General features: G+C 67.0%; 16 protein-coding genes. 10 read left to right on the forward strand and 6 right to left on the reverse strand.

The window, feature by feature from the left end:
- Positions 1-319: biotin/lipoyl-containing protein (locus ACFVIV_RS38775; RefSeq protein ID WP_379205260.1), on the reverse strand; the 319-nt coding region annotated here is incomplete at its 3' end.
- 484 nt (positions 320-803) lie between these two features.
- Here ACFVIV_RS38775 and ACFVIV_RS38780 point away from each other — a divergent pair.
- A complete protein-coding gene (locus tag ACFVIV_RS38780; protein ID WP_379205262.1) occupies positions 804-1,139 on the forward strand; it encodes an oxidoreductase in 336 nt (111 codons plus the stop codon).
- A 100-nt stretch (positions 1,140-1,239) separates the two neighbouring features.
- Here ACFVIV_RS38780 and ACFVIV_RS38785 read toward each other — a convergent pair whose 3' ends face one another.
- Positions 1,240-1,710 carry a thioredoxin family protein gene (locus ACFVIV_RS38785; protein WP_379205263.1) on the reverse strand — a complete coding sequence of 157 codons (471 nt, stop codon included), beginning with the start codon at positions 1,708-1,710 and terminating at the stop codon, positions 1,240-1,242.
- A 126-nt stretch (positions 1,711-1,836) separates the two neighbouring features.
- Positions 1,837-3,342 (reverse strand): leucyl aminopeptidase, encoded by a 1,506-nt coding sequence (locus ACFVIV_RS38790; protein ID WP_379205265.1) that lies wholly within the window; start codon positions 3,340-3,342, stop codon positions 1,837-1,839.
- Positions 3,343-3,491: 149 nt separating this feature from the next.
- On the opposite strand from ACFVIV_RS38790, the gene ACFVIV_RS38795 reads away from it, so the two are divergent.
- Positions 3,492-4,121 carry a hypothetical protein gene (locus ACFVIV_RS38795; protein ID WP_379205267.1) on the forward strand — a complete coding sequence of 210 codons (630 nt, stop codon included), beginning with the start codon at positions 3,492-3,494 and terminating at the stop codon, positions 4,119-4,121.
- Between the two features lie 167 nt (positions 4,122-4,288).
- Here the strand turns inward: ACFVIV_RS38795 and ACFVIV_RS38800 are convergent, their stop codons facing one another.
- Positions 4,289-5,014: a TetR/AcrR family transcriptional regulator gene (locus ACFVIV_RS38800; protein ID WP_379205269.1), complete on the reverse strand. Its 726-nt coding sequence runs from the start codon at positions 5,012-5,014 to the stop codon at positions 4,289-4,291.
- Between the two features lie 263 nt (positions 5,015-5,277).
- On the opposite strand from ACFVIV_RS38800, the gene ACFVIV_RS38805 reads away from it, so the two are divergent.
- The 3 genes from ACFVIV_RS38805 to ACFVIV_RS38815 all read left to right on the forward strand — a co-directional run bounded on the left by ACFVIV_RS38805 (position 5,278) and on the right by ACFVIV_RS38815 (position 8,513).
- Entirely contained in the window at positions 5,278-5,889 is a 612-nt protein-coding gene (locus ACFVIV_RS38805; RefSeq protein ID WP_379205271.1) for a GNAT family N-acetyltransferase, read from the forward strand.
- A gap of 230 nt (positions 5,890-6,119) precedes the next feature.
- On the forward strand, positions 6,120-7,313 hold the full coding sequence (gene tuf / locus ACFVIV_RS38810; protein WP_379205273.1) for an elongation factor Tu: 1,194 nt from the start codon (positions 6,120-6,122) through the stop codon (positions 7,311-7,313).
- 336 nt (positions 7,314-7,649) lie between these two features.
- Positions 7,650-8,513, forward strand: coding sequence for an alpha/beta fold hydrolase (locus tag ACFVIV_RS38815; protein WP_379205275.1), 864 nt, complete (start codon positions 7,650-7,652; stop codon positions 8,511-8,513).
- A gap of 5 nt (positions 8,514-8,518) precedes the next feature.
- On the opposite strand, the gene ACFVIV_RS38820 is transcribed toward ACFVIV_RS38815, so the two are convergent.
- Entirely contained in the window at positions 8,519-9,739 is a 1,221-nt protein-coding gene (locus ACFVIV_RS38820; protein ID WP_379205277.1) for a hypothetical protein, read from the reverse strand.
- A gap of 322 nt (positions 9,740-10,061) precedes the next feature.
- Here ACFVIV_RS38820 and ACFVIV_RS38825 point away from each other — a divergent pair, with 322 nt between their 5' ends.
- Genes ACFVIV_RS38825 through ACFVIV_RS38845 form a run of 5 tightly spaced genes read left to right on the forward strand, consistent with a single transcriptional unit; the run spans position 10,062 to position 13,156 of the window.
- On the forward strand, positions 10,062-10,391 hold the full coding sequence (locus ACFVIV_RS38825) for a WXG100 family type VII secretion target (protein WP_379205279.1): 330 nt from the start codon (positions 10,062-10,064) through the stop codon (positions 10,389-10,391).
- A gap of 2 nt (positions 10,392-10,393) precedes the next feature.
- A complete protein-coding gene (locus tag ACFVIV_RS38830; protein WP_379205281.1) occupies positions 10,394-10,681 on the forward strand; it encodes a WXG100 family type VII secretion target in 288 nt (95 codons plus the stop codon).
- Positions 10,678-12,117 carry a hypothetical protein gene (locus ACFVIV_RS38835; RefSeq protein WP_379205283.1) on the forward strand — a complete coding sequence of 480 codons (1,440 nt, stop codon included), beginning with the start codon at positions 10,678-10,680 and terminating at the stop codon, positions 12,115-12,117. Before ACFVIV_RS38830 ends, ACFVIV_RS38835 begins: the two co-directional genes overlap by 4 nt.
- Positions 12,114-12,452, forward strand: a complete 339-nt coding sequence (locus ACFVIV_RS38840) for a hypothetical protein (protein WP_379205284.1) — start codon at positions 12,114-12,116, stop codon at positions 12,450-12,452. The genes ACFVIV_RS38835 and ACFVIV_RS38840 overlap by 4 nt, the downstream gene beginning before the upstream one ends.
- Complete coding sequence (locus ACFVIV_RS38845; RefSeq protein ID WP_379205286.1) at positions 12,449-13,156, forward strand: enhanced serine sensitivity protein SseB C-terminal domain-containing protein; 708 nt, start codon at positions 12,449-12,451, stop codon at positions 13,154-13,156. The genes ACFVIV_RS38840 and ACFVIV_RS38845 overlap by 4 nt, the downstream gene beginning before the upstream one ends.
- Positions 13,157-13,169: 13 nt before the next feature.
- Here the strand turns inward: ACFVIV_RS38845 and ACFVIV_RS38850 are convergent, their stop codons facing one another.
- Positions 13,170-14,582 carry a sugar porter family MFS transporter gene (locus ACFVIV_RS38850; RefSeq protein WP_379205288.1) on the reverse strand — a complete coding sequence of 471 codons (1,413 nt, stop codon included), beginning with the start codon at positions 14,580-14,582 and terminating at the stop codon, positions 13,170-13,172.
- Positions 14,583-15,022: the final 440 nt, after the last annotated feature.

The following is a 15,022-nucleotide window of genomic DNA, read 5'->3' on the forward strand; positions in this document are numbered from 1 at the left end:
GGGCGGGTTCCGGCGCGGGGGCCGGAGCCGGGGCGGGGGCGGCTTCCGGGGCCGGGGCGGCGGCCGGAGCCGGAGCCTCTCCGGCCTCGCCGATCACACCGAGTTCGCCGCCGACCTCGACCACGTCGTCTTCCTTGGCGACGATCTTGACCAGCACACCGGCGGTCGGGGAAGGGATCTCGGTGTCGACCTTGTCGGTGGAGACCTCGAGCAGCGGCTCGTCGACCTCGACCGTGTCTCCTTCCTGCTTCAGCCACCTGGTCACAGTGCCCTCGGTGACGCTCTCACCAAGAGCTGGCATCTGGACGGAGAAGGCCATGTCCGTTGACTCCTCTGACTGCTCGTCGGGTTAAACAGTTCGTCTCTCGGCGGGCGTTCACGACTGGTCGTGGTGGCGGCCCGATTGTCACCGATAATTCCGGCGGCACCGGAGATCCGTGTTGGTTCTTGTTCCAGCTACCCATCCTTGCACTTCGCCGGGTGCGGCGTGTCACAGGGCGGCGGTTCGATCGACCTTGCAGTGTCGCAAACGCGATCGTGCGGCCGATCGGGCGTGTCCGAACAGCGGTGATAGCCGGTGACTTCCATCGGATACGTCGAATACATCTTTCGTCGCGGCGGCTGAGCGGTTGCTGAGCGCCGGCTGTGGTCTTGCTGCGGATTCGTGCGCCGGGCGGCGCACCGGCGCGGGGCACGGCACCATCGAAGGAGGAGAGACCGGGTTTCCGGCAGTGCGGGGGTTTCAGGGGCGCAGCCCCTGAGAGTCCCGAGAGTTGGGCTTTCCCGGAGAGGAGGTCGCCCGGATGGGTTTCCTGGACAAGCTGCGCGGCGGCACGATGCGCACGCGCGGTGTGGACGCCGCCGACGCGGCGCATCTGGCGCAGTGGGCGCGCACGCATTACGGCGTGGAGGCCTATGTCGAGCCGCGCACCACGGTCACCGATGTGACGGTGGTGCTGGTGGCCCACGATGGCGAGTGGACCCGGCGCGTGGTGGGCGAACGTGGCGCGCAGCGGCTTTCCGCCTCGCTCGGGGTGCCGGTCTACGACGTGCGCAAGGTCGGCTATCCGCAGCGCATGCGCGATTACGACGCCCGTCGCCGGATCCTGCGGCGGCGATCGGACCTCGAAGGCATCTGAAAACCTCACCCAGCCCTGTCGGCGGATCGTGGGATCTACCCGCCGACTGCGAAAGGCCGCCGCTGGTGCACACACCCGGCGGCGGCCTGTTCTTCTCGTGTCAGCGGGTGCGCAGCCCCGGCCAGCCGTATTGCGGCGCTCCGCCGGCCAATCCGGCGCGGTTCGGATTCGGCGGGGCCTGCCGCGCGGCCGGCGCCTGCTGCTGCCGAGCCTGCTGTTCGATGCCGTTCTTGCGCCGGAACTCGTCCATGTCCATCCAGAGGACCTGCTGTACTACGTCTTCCAGCTGCGCGGAGGTCAGGAAGCCGGCGTTCTTGTACACCGGCAGCCCTTCGCGGTAGGCCATGATGGTCGGGAAGCCGGTGAGCTGGATGGCGGCGGAGAGCTCGCGCTCGACCTCGCCTTCGACCGTGGCGTGCACGATCTGCGGATGGGTCTCGGCGGAGGCCTTGTACACCGGCGCGAACCGCTTGCACCAGCCGCACCAATCCGCCCAGTAGTTCACCAGCACAATGTGATTGCTCGTCACCGTCTGCTGAAAATCGTGCTTGCCCAGTGCGCGCGTGGCCATCCAGGATCCTCCCGAAACGGCCCGGACCGGTGAGCCGCCGATCGACTACAACGGTCTGAAATTATGGCACGCCTCCAATTCGGCTGCACGGCCGCGGGATTGCCGCGGCCGTGCAGCGCCGTGGTGCTACTCCGCCGCGATGTCCTCGAGGGTGGCGATCAGGGTGCGGACCGGCACGCCCGTGCCGCCCTTGCCGATGTAGCCGAACGGCCCGCCGGTGTTGTAGGCCGGGCCCGCCACATCCAGGTGCGCCCACTGCACGCCCTCGGGCACGAACTCCTTGAGGAAGATCGCCGCCGACAGCATGCCGCCCCAGCGGTGCGGTGCGACATTCGCGAGATCGGCGACCTTGGAGTTGATGTCGGCGCGCAGTTCCGCGGGCAGCGGCATGGCCCAGCCGTTCTCGCCGACCGCCTGCGAGATGCGGGCGACCCGGTCGCGGAACTCGTCGGTGCCCATGACGCCCGGGGTGCGGGTGCCCAGCGCGACCATCTGCGCGCCGGTGAGGGTGGCGACGTCGATGAGGTAGTCCGGCTCGTCCTCGGCGGCGCGCACAATCGCGTCGGCCAGGATGAGGCGGCCCTCGGCATCGGTATTGATGACCTCGACGGTGGTGCCGCCGTACTGGCTGAGCACATCGCCCGGCCGCTGGGCGGTGGCCGAGGGCATGTTCTCCGCCATCGGGACCGTCGCGGTGACCGTGAGCGGCAGGCTCAGCCGCGCCGCCAGCAGGACGGTGGCGATGACCGCCGCCGCGCCGCCCATATCGGAGGTCATGTTCTCCATATTGGCGGCCGGCTTGATGGAGATGCCGCCGGTGTCGAAGGTGATGCCCTTGCCGATGAGCGCGACCTTCGGATCGCCGCCCGCATAGGTGATGCGGATCAGCCGCGGCGGACGCGAGGAGCCCTTGCCGACGCCGATGATGCCGCCGTAACCGCCGGCCTCCAGGTCCTTCTCGTCGAGGATCTCCACGTGCAGGCCGGCGGCCTTGGCCAATTCGGCTGCGCGGTTGGCGAATTCGGCCGGGAACAGGGCATTGGGCGGGGTGTTCACGAAATCGCGTGCGGTGGCGACGGCTTCGGCCACGGCCTGCGCGCGGAACAGCGCCTCCTCGCCGAATCCCGGTTCGGGAACCAGGAATTCGACCCGCTGCACGGGCTGATCGCCCGGCTTCGGCGCGGACTTCTCCGACTTGAAGGTGCTGAACTGGTACGCGCCCAGGTAGAAGCCCTCCGCGGCCGCACCCAGATCCAGGCCGGACAGGGTGGTCACGGCGGTGGCGGTACCGGCCAGCGCGCGCCCGGCGGCACCGGCCGACTTGCGGATCTGCTCGGCATCGACCTTGTCCGCGGCGCCCAGGCCCACGGCCAGCACACTGTCCACCGGCAGTCCGGCGGGTGCGGGCACCCGGGTCAGCTCCTCCGACTTGCCCTTCGCGCCCACGGCCTGCAGTGCGGTCAGCAGCGCCGCGCGGGTGTCGGCATCGAGCACATCGCCGAACGCGTCGGCCGGGGCTATCGCGGGTCCGTCGTCGGAGTTGGTGAGTCCGATGACGAGGACATCGGCCTCGCCGATGGTCTCGGTGCGTGCCAGTTCCGGTCCGAGCGAACGATCTGCAACAGCTGTCATGCGCCCCACGTTACTGGGCGTGTCCAGCCGTCGCCGGGCGGGCGCGCCCCAGGTCGGACCGGGTCGTCATAGCAGGTGGGCATGGGAGTAACGTGCCTGATCGCACGAGCTTTCGGGTCAGCGTTCGCATGAGACGAAAGGGATCGGCAATGACGGCACCGAGCGGCTACGACACTCCACCGCCGGACAAGGGCAACAAGACCGCACGCACGGTGGCCATCGCCGCGGTGGCGGTCGCGGCCCTCGCGGTGGCCTTCGCGATCGGAGTTCTGGTGAACCGCTCGGACAGCGGCTCCGACACCAAGACCACCTCGACCTCGGCCGTCCCATCGACCACCGCCGCCCCAGCGCCCCCGCCCACCGGCGGACCCAAGCCGACAACGGCCCCGCCGAATCCGACCACCGGCCGGCCTGCACACAAGATCGGCGACGACTGCTCGCACGACGGCATTGTGGCGCAATGGAACCTGCGCAACGGAACCTGGGTGTGCGAACCTCAGGGCCAAGGCCGGGATCCGCACCAGGTCGGTGACGACTGCTCCCATGACGGCATCGTCGCTCAGTGGGGCCTGACCTCCGACGGTCGCTGGGTCTGCATTCCCCAGGAGCAGGGCCGGGATTCGCACCAGGTCGGTGACGACTGCTCACACGATGGCATCGTCGCTCAGTGGGGCCTGACCTCCGACGGTCGCTGGATCTGCATCCCACAGGGGCAAGGCGGCGACGACGTCGAACCCTATGTGCCCGAGGCGCCGACCGCGGTGCCGGGCGAGCGCTGAGCCGGCCCGGGCACACCGCGACCAGATTGCGCGCGCGCCTACGAACGCCGCCTCGGGATGGCCGTTCGACTCTCGGCCGGCGGTGACAATCCTGGTCGATGACGCGGGCAAGCCCGCGAAATCGTCGAGGACGGAGGCACTCCCACGCTCTCGACAGCTGACGGCTGCTACCTTTCCGCCCGCGATGCCGGAGGCGTGGGATTCTTCGTCGCCGGGTGACCGAGGGGCGAACGCGAGCCGTCGGCCGCCGGATCGCGATTCCTTGCGGCAGGCGCCAAGTGGCGGGCGACGATGCCATCGATGAGGAGTTCGAGCCCGTCCTCGAGGAAGCGGTCGTAATCGCCGTCGATTCCGGCCGCCTCCGGTGTGAAATAGCGCGCCAGGGTGGGATGCGTCGCCTCCGACACCTGTGCGAGCGTGCGCGCCTGCTCGGCGGCCGCGGTGGGCGAGCCGGTTCCCAGACGAGCGCCCTCCGACCCGGGCAGCAGCGCCAGCCCCTGCACCAGCCCGGAGATCGACAGGTAGATCGAGAACATGGTCTCGCGGCTCATGCCGAGATGGTCGAGGGCGGCGAAGGAGCGTTCCAGGGTGTCGAGCAGAGCCGGTCCGATCGGCGGGCGGGTCTGCGCGAGTACCGGCAGCATCCACGGGTGGCGGCGGTAGAGCCGCCATTCCGCGCGGGCTTCGGCGGTCAGGCGCTCCCGCCAGTCGCCGCGGTCGGGTGGGGGCGGGGCATCGGCGACCGCGTATTCGGCCATCTCGGCGAGCAGGGTGTCGCGGTCGGGGAAATAGCGGTACAGCCCCGTCGTGGCGACGCCGAGTTCGGTGGCGAGCCGGCGCATGGACAGCCCCGCGAGCCCTTCGCGGTCGGCCAATCCGATCGCCGCTCGCACGATTCCGACGGCGGTGAGTCGTGCGGGCTTCGCCCGTCGCGGCGCGGGCGCGGCATCGCGACGGGCCCGGTAGGCGCGTGCCTGGCACGACCGCGAGCAGTACCGGCGCCGGCGCCCGCGCTCGGGCTGTACGGCTGGTACGCCGCACACCACACAGGCGGTTCCCGATTTCATCACATCTTCCAGTGTGACGAAATGGTCGTAATGCCCGCTAGTGCTTCCTAATTTGGTGTTCAGAACGTTGTTCACACCAGGAGGTTGGAATGAGCGAGTTGCTGGTCCGCCGCGCCCAGGCGGACGAAGTGGATACGGTCGCGGCGGTCTTCGCCGAGGCGACGCTGGACGAAGTGGTGACGGCGTGGGTGCTCGAGGATCATGCCGAGATCGCCGAACAGTTCCGGGTGCAGCACGCCCACGACCTCATCGAGAATGCCGTGCGCGACGACGAGGTCTGGCTGGCGGGTTCCGGCGACGACATCTGGGCGGTCTCGCTGTGGCAGACCGTGACCTCCCTCGATCGTGCGCACCGGGAGGCGGCGGAAGCCCGGGAGCTCTCGGAAAGCACCGGCCTGCAACCATTTCGGCGCATGGCGGCCGTCACGGCCGCGATAGCGGCCGATCACCCGGCGGTCTTCCCGCACCGCTACCTGCACGTCATCGTCACCCTGCCGCAGCACCGCGGCAAAGGCGCGGGCGCGGCGATCGTCACCGACCGGGTGAAGGCCGCCTCCGAAGCCGGCGTGCCCGCCTATCTGGAGGCCAGCACCGAACGCTCGGCCCGCCTCTACGAGCGCTGCGGCTTCGTTCGCGACGGCAGCCCGATCCTGTTGCCGGAGAACGGCCCCACCCTGCGACCCATGTGGTTCCGCGGCTGACCTACCGCTGCGCCGGCGGCCGCCACGGGACCGGGTGTCCCGGCGGCCGCCGCCGTTGTCCTTGTGACGAGTCATCTTTCGTCAACGCACCTCGACAGCTATTCGCCCAGTTCCCGACCTTTGTCCGGCCTCGGCTCATACGCTGGGAACGACACCGTCGTCGGGCCAGCCTCGCGGTGTCGAGCCCCCGGCCGCCCGCTTCGGATCCACGGCGCGCAGGAGGAATCCCAGTGGCGAAGGCGAAGTATCAGCGAACCAAGCCGCACGTGAATGTCGGCACCATCGGTCACATCGATCACGGTAAGACCACTCTCACCGCGGCGATCACCAATGTGCTGCACAGTAAACATCCGGATCTGAATCCGTTCGTCCCGTTCGAGGCCATCGACAAGGCGCCGGAGGAGCGGCAGCGCGGCATCACCATCTCCATCGCGCATATCGAATATCAAACGGAGAACCGGCATTACGCGCATGTCGATTGCCCGGGGCACGCGGACTACATCAAGAACATGATCACCGGCGCGGCGCAGATGGACGGCGCCATCCTGGTGGTGGCCGCCACCGACGGGCCGATGCCGCAGACGAAGGAGCACGTCATTCTGGCGCGGCAGGTGGGTGTGCCGAAAATCGTTGTGGCGCTGAACAAGTGCGACATGGTGGATGACGAGGAGATTCTGGAGCTGGTCGAGCTGGAGATCTCGGATCTGCTCAGCGAATACGATTTCGAATCCGATTCGCCGATCGTCCGGGTGTCGGCGTATCAGGCGTTGCGGGATCCGACCGGCGATTGGAGTGACGGGATCGTCGAGTTGCTCGGCGCGGTCGACAGCTGGATCGATACCCCGGCCCGTGAGGTCGAAAGACCGTTCTTGATGCCGATCGAGGATGTCTTCACCATCTCCGGGCGCGGCACGGTGGTCACCGGGCGCATCGAGCGCGGCGTGCTGAAGGTGGGCGCGGAGGTCGAGGTCGTCGGCATTCATCCGAAGACGTCCAAGACCACGGTCACCGGTATCGAGATGTTCCACAAACTGCTCGACGAGGGCCAAGCCGGCGAGAATGTCGGGCTGCTGCTGCGCGGTATCCGGCGCGACGAGGTTGAGCGCGGGCAGTGCGTCATCAAACCCGGATCGGTCACTCCGCACACCGAATTCGAGGGTCAGGCCTACATCCTGTCCAAGGAGGAGGGCGGGCGGCACACGCCGTTCTTCAACAACTACCGGCCGCAGTTCTACTTCCGCACCACCGATGTGACGGGCGTGGTGACGCTGCCGGAAGCCGTCGAAATGGTGCTGCCGGGCGACAATGTCTCGATGACGGTGAAGCTGATTCAGCCCATCGCCATGGAGCCCGGGTTGAAGTTCGCCATTCGCGAGGGTGGCCGGACGGTGGGGGCCGGGCAGATCACCAAGATCGTCAAGTAGGCGGGTGCGCTCGCGCGTCGGCGACGAGCTTCTCCGCCAGCAGCACACAGCGGCGGGCGGTCTCCAGATCGCCCGCACGTGCGGCGTCCGAGGCCGCGGTCATCGCCGTGCGGACCGCATCCGTGCGGCCGCGGCGGCCCAGTAGATCGGCGACCCGGGCACGCAGCGAAACGGCAATAGTCGATCACCTCCTTGTGGATCTCTCGCGAGGCAGACTCGGAATGTGGTTCGTACCGGGCACACTCAGGTATCGGTGCACCGCCCGATCTGTCCGACCGATGAGTTTCGCCGCCGCCGCTCGTCTACATCGCGAACCCCCGAGAAGGAGCGACCACCATGACCGATCCGAAGACCTTCACGCTGGAAGCGCCCGGCGCCGTCATCACCTATGACGTGCGGCAGCCGGAATCCGCCACCGACGAGCCGCCATTGCTGCTGATCGGCTCGCCCATGGACGCGAGCGGTTTCGTCAGCCTGGCCGCGCGGTTTCCCGACCGCACCATCGTGACCTACGACCCGCGCGGCACCGGTCGCAGCACCAAGTCCGATCCGGTCAGCGAATCCACTCCCGATCAGCATGCCGAGGATCTGAGCAAGGTGATCGAGGCCGTCGGCGGCCAGGTCGACATCTTCGCCAGCAGCGGCGGCGCGGTGAATGCTCTCGCCCTGGTGGCCAAGCATCCTGAGCAGGTCCGCACCCTGGTCGCGCACGAGCCGCCCGCCTGCCAGGTCCTCGTGGACCGCGAGAACGCGCTCGCCGCGACCACCAATATCCACGAGACCTACCTGCGTGACGGCCTGGGCCCGGCGATGGCCAAGTTCATCAGCCTGGTGTCGATTCAGGGGGAGATTCCCGCCGGCTTCGGCGATCAGCCGGTCGATCCGGCCATGTTCGGCCTGCCCACCGAGGACGACGGCACCCGCGACGATCCGCTGGTCGGCCAGAACATCGTCACCTGCACCCACTACGAGCACGACTTCGACGCCCTGCGCGATGCGACCACCAATGTCGTCCTCGCCGTGGGCATCGAGGGCGAGGGCACCCTTGCCTATCGCGGCGGTGAAGGCATCGCCGAGCGTCTCGGCACCAAGCCGGTGATCTTCCCGAGCCATCACGCCGGGTTTCTCGGCGGCGAATACGGCCAGCAGGGTGATCCCGACGCCTTCGCCGCGAAACTGCGTGCGGTTCTTGCCGGTTGACGAATTCAGGTCTCGGGCCGGGGCCACAGGTCGCTTCTCGGCCACCGCTGTAGCACCGCCCGCGCGAACATGCGCGTGGCGTGATGTCGAATCCGGTAGTACGAGAAGCGATCTCGCGGTGTCATTCCCAGGCACTTGAAGATCCGCAGCGTCTCGAAGATCATTCCCGCCACATCGCGCCCGGTGCTGACGGTCCGCTCGCCCAATCGCCGGCCCATTCCGTCGAGCAGCGGTGCGGCCGTGCCGGCGGGGTCGTCGGTATCGGTCGCCGCCGCAAGCACATACAGCGCCGCCACATCCCGATCCACGGGCTTCTGCGCGGTGCGCGGCACGTATTCGGCGATATGCCACCAGAGCAATACCGGATCCACCAGCGCCTGCAGCCCGGCATCGGACAGCCGCAGCCGCCGGCCCTCCTGCCGAGTCAACCCGAACTGATAAGCCGTACGCCGCAATTCGGCAATCGGCGTCGGCTCGCTGCGCCGTCTGATCCACCGCTCGCTCATCGCGGCCTCCGCGAATATCGCCATCGCCGTCGCGGGCGGCAACTCGCCCCACTCGTTCAATCCGACCCCGTCGATCCCGATGTGCTCGAGCAAGCACGAGTACGGCCGCACAATCGCCGCCGCCGTCTTCGCGTCTATTCGCACCGGTAGGTCGATCATGGCCTGCCCCAACAGATGTCGCAGCTCCCGCCGAGTGCGCCCCGATGCCCGCGGCACGATGATGCGGCCGAAGACATCCGGCAACTCGGCACAGTCGATCGCCGACTCGTCCGCGACTCCGCGCCCGAAGACGCTCAATGCGAGATCAACCGCATCGAGATCCCGTGTCCCGCCGAAACATACGGCCCGAGGCGAGTTCTCTCCGAACTCGCGCACCTCTTCCAGCCGCACCACCCGCTGCCACCCTTGCCCGGCATCGAACCGATGAAAGAGCTCGTCTCCAGGTTCGACCAGCAACTCGTCCAGCCGCACCTCATCCTGTGGCACCCCCTGCCGCCACTGCCCGCTCTCGAGCGGACACAAATAGTGCTCGGTCTCACGGTCCCCGAACCCCGCGGCCGATCCGAACCGATACCGCTGCTTGTCCTTCCACCCGTAGGCGGCCTGCAAGACCTCGTGCACCTCATCGAGATACAGATCCGACGCCACCTCGAGCCCCCGCCAGATCCGCCCATTGGGCCGCACCGACTCCACCCGCACCCGATACGTAGCGGTCGCCACCCGCCGGGCCCGCCGCGGCCACTCCGGTGTCGGCGCCAGCCTGCCCTCGAACGGCCCCCCGGGCCGAAACAGATTCGCAAGCGCAGCAAGCTGCTCCTCAGGGGATCGCCCCCTGAGGGCGTCGGCGAGTTCGCGGAACGAATCCCTATCCGCCACAGCCGAAGGGTAGTGGATTCGCCGCCCCAGCGACCCCCGATTCTCGTGTCCGTCATCACAGCGTCGCGTTCCGCGCCGCCGTCCAGGCCGGATGGGCGCGCAAGCACGGGGAGCGGTTCTGGATGCGGCGCGACAAATCGTGTAGCTGCAGGTTAGCCTCTTCGGCGTGGCAGGAGAGGTTGTTGTCGGCTCGGAGGAGCTGTGCGCGGCCGCAGGCTGGATTGATCAGATCGCGCAGGACATCACCGAGGCGGTCGACAAGCAGATGCGGGAAGTTCGCGCGTTCCTTGGTGCGGACTGGCGGGGTGCGGCCGCGACCTCTCATGAGAATCCCTGGGTCGAGTGGGAGGACGGTGCTCAGAGCGTCGTCGGCTCCTTCCGCACCGATGCCGGGTTGCTGCGTCAGGCGGCGAACGAGTACGCCGCGACCGATCGTGCCCAGGCGGAAGCGGTCGCGGTCGCCGGTTCGAGCCTCGACCTCCCGCCGGTGGTGTAGCGATGGCCGACTACAGGGTGGATCTGCCCGGCTTGCAGCGCCTGATCGATGGCGCCCAAACGCTCGAAACCACGATCGAGAACCGCATTGCCGAGGTCGAGAAGCGTATCGACGAGCTGCACGTCAACTGGTCCGGCGAAGCGGCGGTCTCGCACCGGAACGCACACAATGAGCGGGTGGCGGCCGTCGCCGAAATGCGTGCAGCGCTCCAGGACCTGCGCAACCGGCTGCGGACCGCACATGCCGCCTACAGTGCGGTCGGTCCGGTGAATCAGGGGATGTGGCCGTGAGCCCGACGCCGACCGTTCCCCTCATCGTCTGCCGTGCCGACGAATACCATTCTGCCGGCGAGATATTCGGGACGATCGCCACCGGTGCGCAGACCACCCATGAGGGTCTGCTCGGCGTGCTGGTCGCCAACGCGGGCATGGCGGGCAGCGACAGCGTCGGCCAGGAATGGGCTGCGGCCTATGACCAAGCGGCATCACTGGCCATCGCCGCCTCGGCGGATTTGGCGACGGCCTGCGCCCAGACACGGAACCTGATCGCGGCCGGTGTCCACAACCACGCTGTCGCCGAAGCCGCCGCCAACCACGGCGATGTGCCTGCACCGGAACCACCGCAACTGCTTCCGCCGCCGTGCTTCGTGAACAGTGTTCCTTCCGCGGCGGGCGACGGTCTTCCCGAGCCGTTCGGCTGGTCCATCGTCAAGGATCTGGTCGGATGGGCGTGGCCCAACGGTCATCAGGACCAGTTGCGGGCCGCGGATACCGCGTGGCATACCGCCGCCGCGGACTTCCGCATCCTGGCGCAGCAAGTCTCGCAGTCGGTGAGCCTGCTGCAGAACCAGCAGTCGGAGGAGATCCCCGCCGCCGTCGCCGCCTGCACCGAACGACAGACGGACCTGAACGAGCTCGCCGATATCTGTGCGGCGCTCGGCAACTCGTGCGGTGAATACGCACAGCATCTCGATGACGCGCATCACGAAATCCTGGAGGAGCTGAAGGATTTCGCCGTCGAGGCGGTCGCGGGTGAGGTGCTCTTCGCCGTGCTCGCCCCGGTGACCGCCGGCATATCCGAGGTCGCGGGTAATGCGGCCCTGGCCGCCCGGGCGGCCTACCGGGCCACCCGCATCGCCAAGATCATCTCCGAGCTCGCCACCAAGGCGCGGGCCGTCGCGGCGCGAATTCTCGCCCTGGTCGAGCGCGCACGCGCCTTGGGAGGCAAGGTTTCCCAGTGGGTCAACGCCGTGCGAACGCGGCTCACGATCTCCGGCTCCAAGACGAGCGGTCCTGGCTACGAGTTCAACATGATCGAGAATCCCGGCCCGTTGGCGGCGATCGACGAACGCTTCGCTGCCGCCTTCGCCGGTGGCAAATACAACACAGTTGTGCTGAAGGACGATGTCACGTTGTATCGGGCCGGGACCGCGGATACTCCCCTGGGCCAGTGGTTCACGGCCGAGCCGCCGGCATCCGTTGCCAACGTCCGAATCGACAGTGCCGTGAAGCCGCAATGGATCGACCCGACGACCGGTCAACTCACCGGCGTATCGCCGATCGACACCGTCTTCGAGGTCAAGATACCGGCCGGGACCGAGGTGTATGTTGGCCCGGTCGGATACCAGTCCGGGGTCCATCTCGGTGGTGCGGCGGATCAGATATTCGTCCACGCGCCATGGAAGCTCCCAGGTGTTGAAGTCGTCGGATCGAGGCCCCTGAAGTGAATTTCGAACAGTATCGTCACAGCCGGGAAGCGGCGGCGAAAGCCGTCTCGGCCGTGCTGGCCGTTCTCGAGAAGGAACCCGCGCGAATCGATGTGCGCCACTGGCACGGCAGGTTCGCCGCAATGGCACGCTTCCTCGCCGACCCGGACGTCGACGACAAGTCTGCTGTGGACGAGACGCTGGAGTTCGTCTCCGAGCTCTATGCCGCGGGCCGGAACATCACCGACTTCTACCTAGTCCGCCAGGATTTCGATGAGCAGCGGGCCGTGAACATCGACTTCGAGAACAAGCTGGACGCGATCAAGCATGCCGTCGGTGCCGGGGGTGTGCGATGACCTTTCCGGACAACCGGCTCGAAGAGCTGCTCGCGGCCGCGAAAGCGGGCCGGGTCGCGAACTCCGAACTGCTCGTGGGGATTCGGGATTCGATCCTGTATGTTCCGACCGCGGATCGGAACGAGTCGGCGGGCTCGGTCGCGCTTCCTTGTGTGGCGATCGACGGTGCGCAGTACGTTCCCGCGTACTCCTCGGCCGAACAGCTCCGGCTCGCGACAGGCGATGTTTCGTGGGTAAAGCTTCCGGTCGTCCAGCTGGTGGACCGCATACCGACCGGTGTCGGTATCGCATTGAACTGGCGTGCACCGGCGCCGGGCTTGCCGATCACTGCTGCCGGGATAGGCATTCTTCGCGGTGACTCCGGGACCGTGACCGCAGGCTCGAACGTGAGGTTCGGGCAGCCGGCTCATCGGCCCGATGCTTTTCTCGATCACCTGATTCGCGAGTTCGCGACTATCGGGGAGATCCGCTCCGCCAGGTTCGGGCTCATGCAGGTCGACGATGCGGCGCCGACGTTCATCCTCGGTATCGAACTGCTGGATCAGGATCCATCCATCAAAGACAAGACGGCCAACCGGATCCAGCAGATCGCATCGCGATCGCAGCTCGACTTCGGCGTGGAGACCTTCTTCATCGAACCCCACGCCGACAGCGAGTTCACCCGCCAGGTCCTGGCTCTGCCCGCGATCTATCAGGCGCGCTGAACTCGGAGCCGTGTCAGCCCATCTCCTCCAATGCCTTTCCCTTGGTCTCCGGAACCCACCTGAGCACGAAGGGGATCGACAGTAGGGCGAAGGCGGCGTAGATGACGTAGGTGCCGGAGAGATTCCAATCCGACAGGCTCGGGAAGCTGGCGGTGATGACCCAGTTGGCGATCCATTGCGCCGAGGCGGCCACGCCCAGGGCCGCGGCCCGGAGCTTGTTGGGGAACATCTCGCCGAGCAGGACCCACACTACGACGCCCCAGGACAGGGCGAAGAACAGCACGAATACGTGGGCCGCGATGAGCGCGACCGTTCCCTGTGTGGTGGGGAGGGAGACGCTGTCGCCGGATCCGGTCTTGGCGGAGAAGGCCCAGGCCTCCGCTGCCAAGGCCGCGGCCATGCCGGCCGAACCGATGAGCGCCAGGGGTTTCCGGCCGATCCGGTCCACGAGCACCATGGCGATGGCGGTGCCGAGGATATTGATGATCGAGGTGGTGAAGGAGTAGAAGAACGAGCTCTTCGGGTCGATGCCGACGGACTGCCACAGCGTGGAGGAGTAGTAGAAGACCACGTTGATGCCGACCAGCTGCTGGAATACCGACAGCCCGATGCCGATCCACACGATGGGCAGGAAGCCGAATCGGCCGCCGAGCAGGTCGCGGAAGGTCGAGCGGTGTTCGCTGTGCATGGCCCGCTCGATTTCGCGGACCCGGGCATCGAGGTCGACGTTGTTGCCCTCTACTTCCGAGAGGACCTTCTTCGCCTTGTCGATTCGGCCCACCGAGACCAGGAATCGGGGTGATTCGGGGATGACGAAGGAGAACAGTCCGTACAGCGTCGCGGGCACCACCATCACGCCGAGCATCCACTGCCAGGCCTCCAGGCCGCCGATCTTTCCGCGCTGCTCGCCATCCGCGAAGGTGAGGATTGCCCAGTTCACGAGCTGAGACGTCGCGATACCGGTGACGATCGCGGCCTGCTGGAAGGATGCGAGCCGCCCGCGGTAGGCGGGCGGTGACACCTCGGCGATATAGGCCGGGCCGATGACCGACGCCATCCCGATCCCCACTCCGCCGAGCACACGCCACATCGCGAGATCCCAGAGTGCGAAGGGCAGCGCCGACCCGAGTGCGCTGACGGTGAACAGGGCCGCGGCGATCCGCATGACATGAATGCGTCCGATCCGATCCGCGATCCGCCCGGCAATGGCCGCCCCGATCGCACACCCGATCAATGCGATGGCGACAACCTGAGCCAGCGCCGCCGATCCGATGTCGTACCTGTCCCGGATGGCTTCGACGGCTCCGTTGATGACAGAGCTGTCGTATCCGAACAGGAATCCGCCCATTGCCGCCGCGGCGGTAATGAAGACGACGTGTACTAGGTTGTCCGCTCCCGCCGGCTGTCCACCTTCGGATGTCTTCATGCCCGCCGATGTATCCACGCAGACTCCTGTTGCTGTGAGAGTGCCAGTGAATTGATGATGCCCCGTCGGGGGCTCGATGCGGGCTCATGACACGGCTATCGACTTGTTAGCGCTGGTCAGGATAGCGATTTGACTCTGCACGCAGTGGCACGTAAATTATTCCAGGTCAGAGCGACACGGACACCGACCAGGACGCGAAATGCGGTCCGGGACAACGAGGTTGGACGAGGAGCGCCTGACGATCACATTGGTTCGGCTACCAGCGAATTTGTTTCGCTGAAATGTCTGAGCTAAGCTTTGGAAGCAGCCGCAGAAATCGAACGGATAAGAATCCGGGAGATGCTGTGTGCGTGTGTTCTTTGAGAACTCAATAGTGTGTCGATGAATGTCAGTGCCAAATATTTAATTTGGTTCCGGCGCTTACACCCCCGTGTGGGTGT

Source organism: Nocardia sp. NPDC127526, assembly GCF_042672265.1.
GTDB lineage: Bacteria > Actinomycetota > Actinomycetes > Mycobacteriales > Mycobacteriaceae > Nocardia.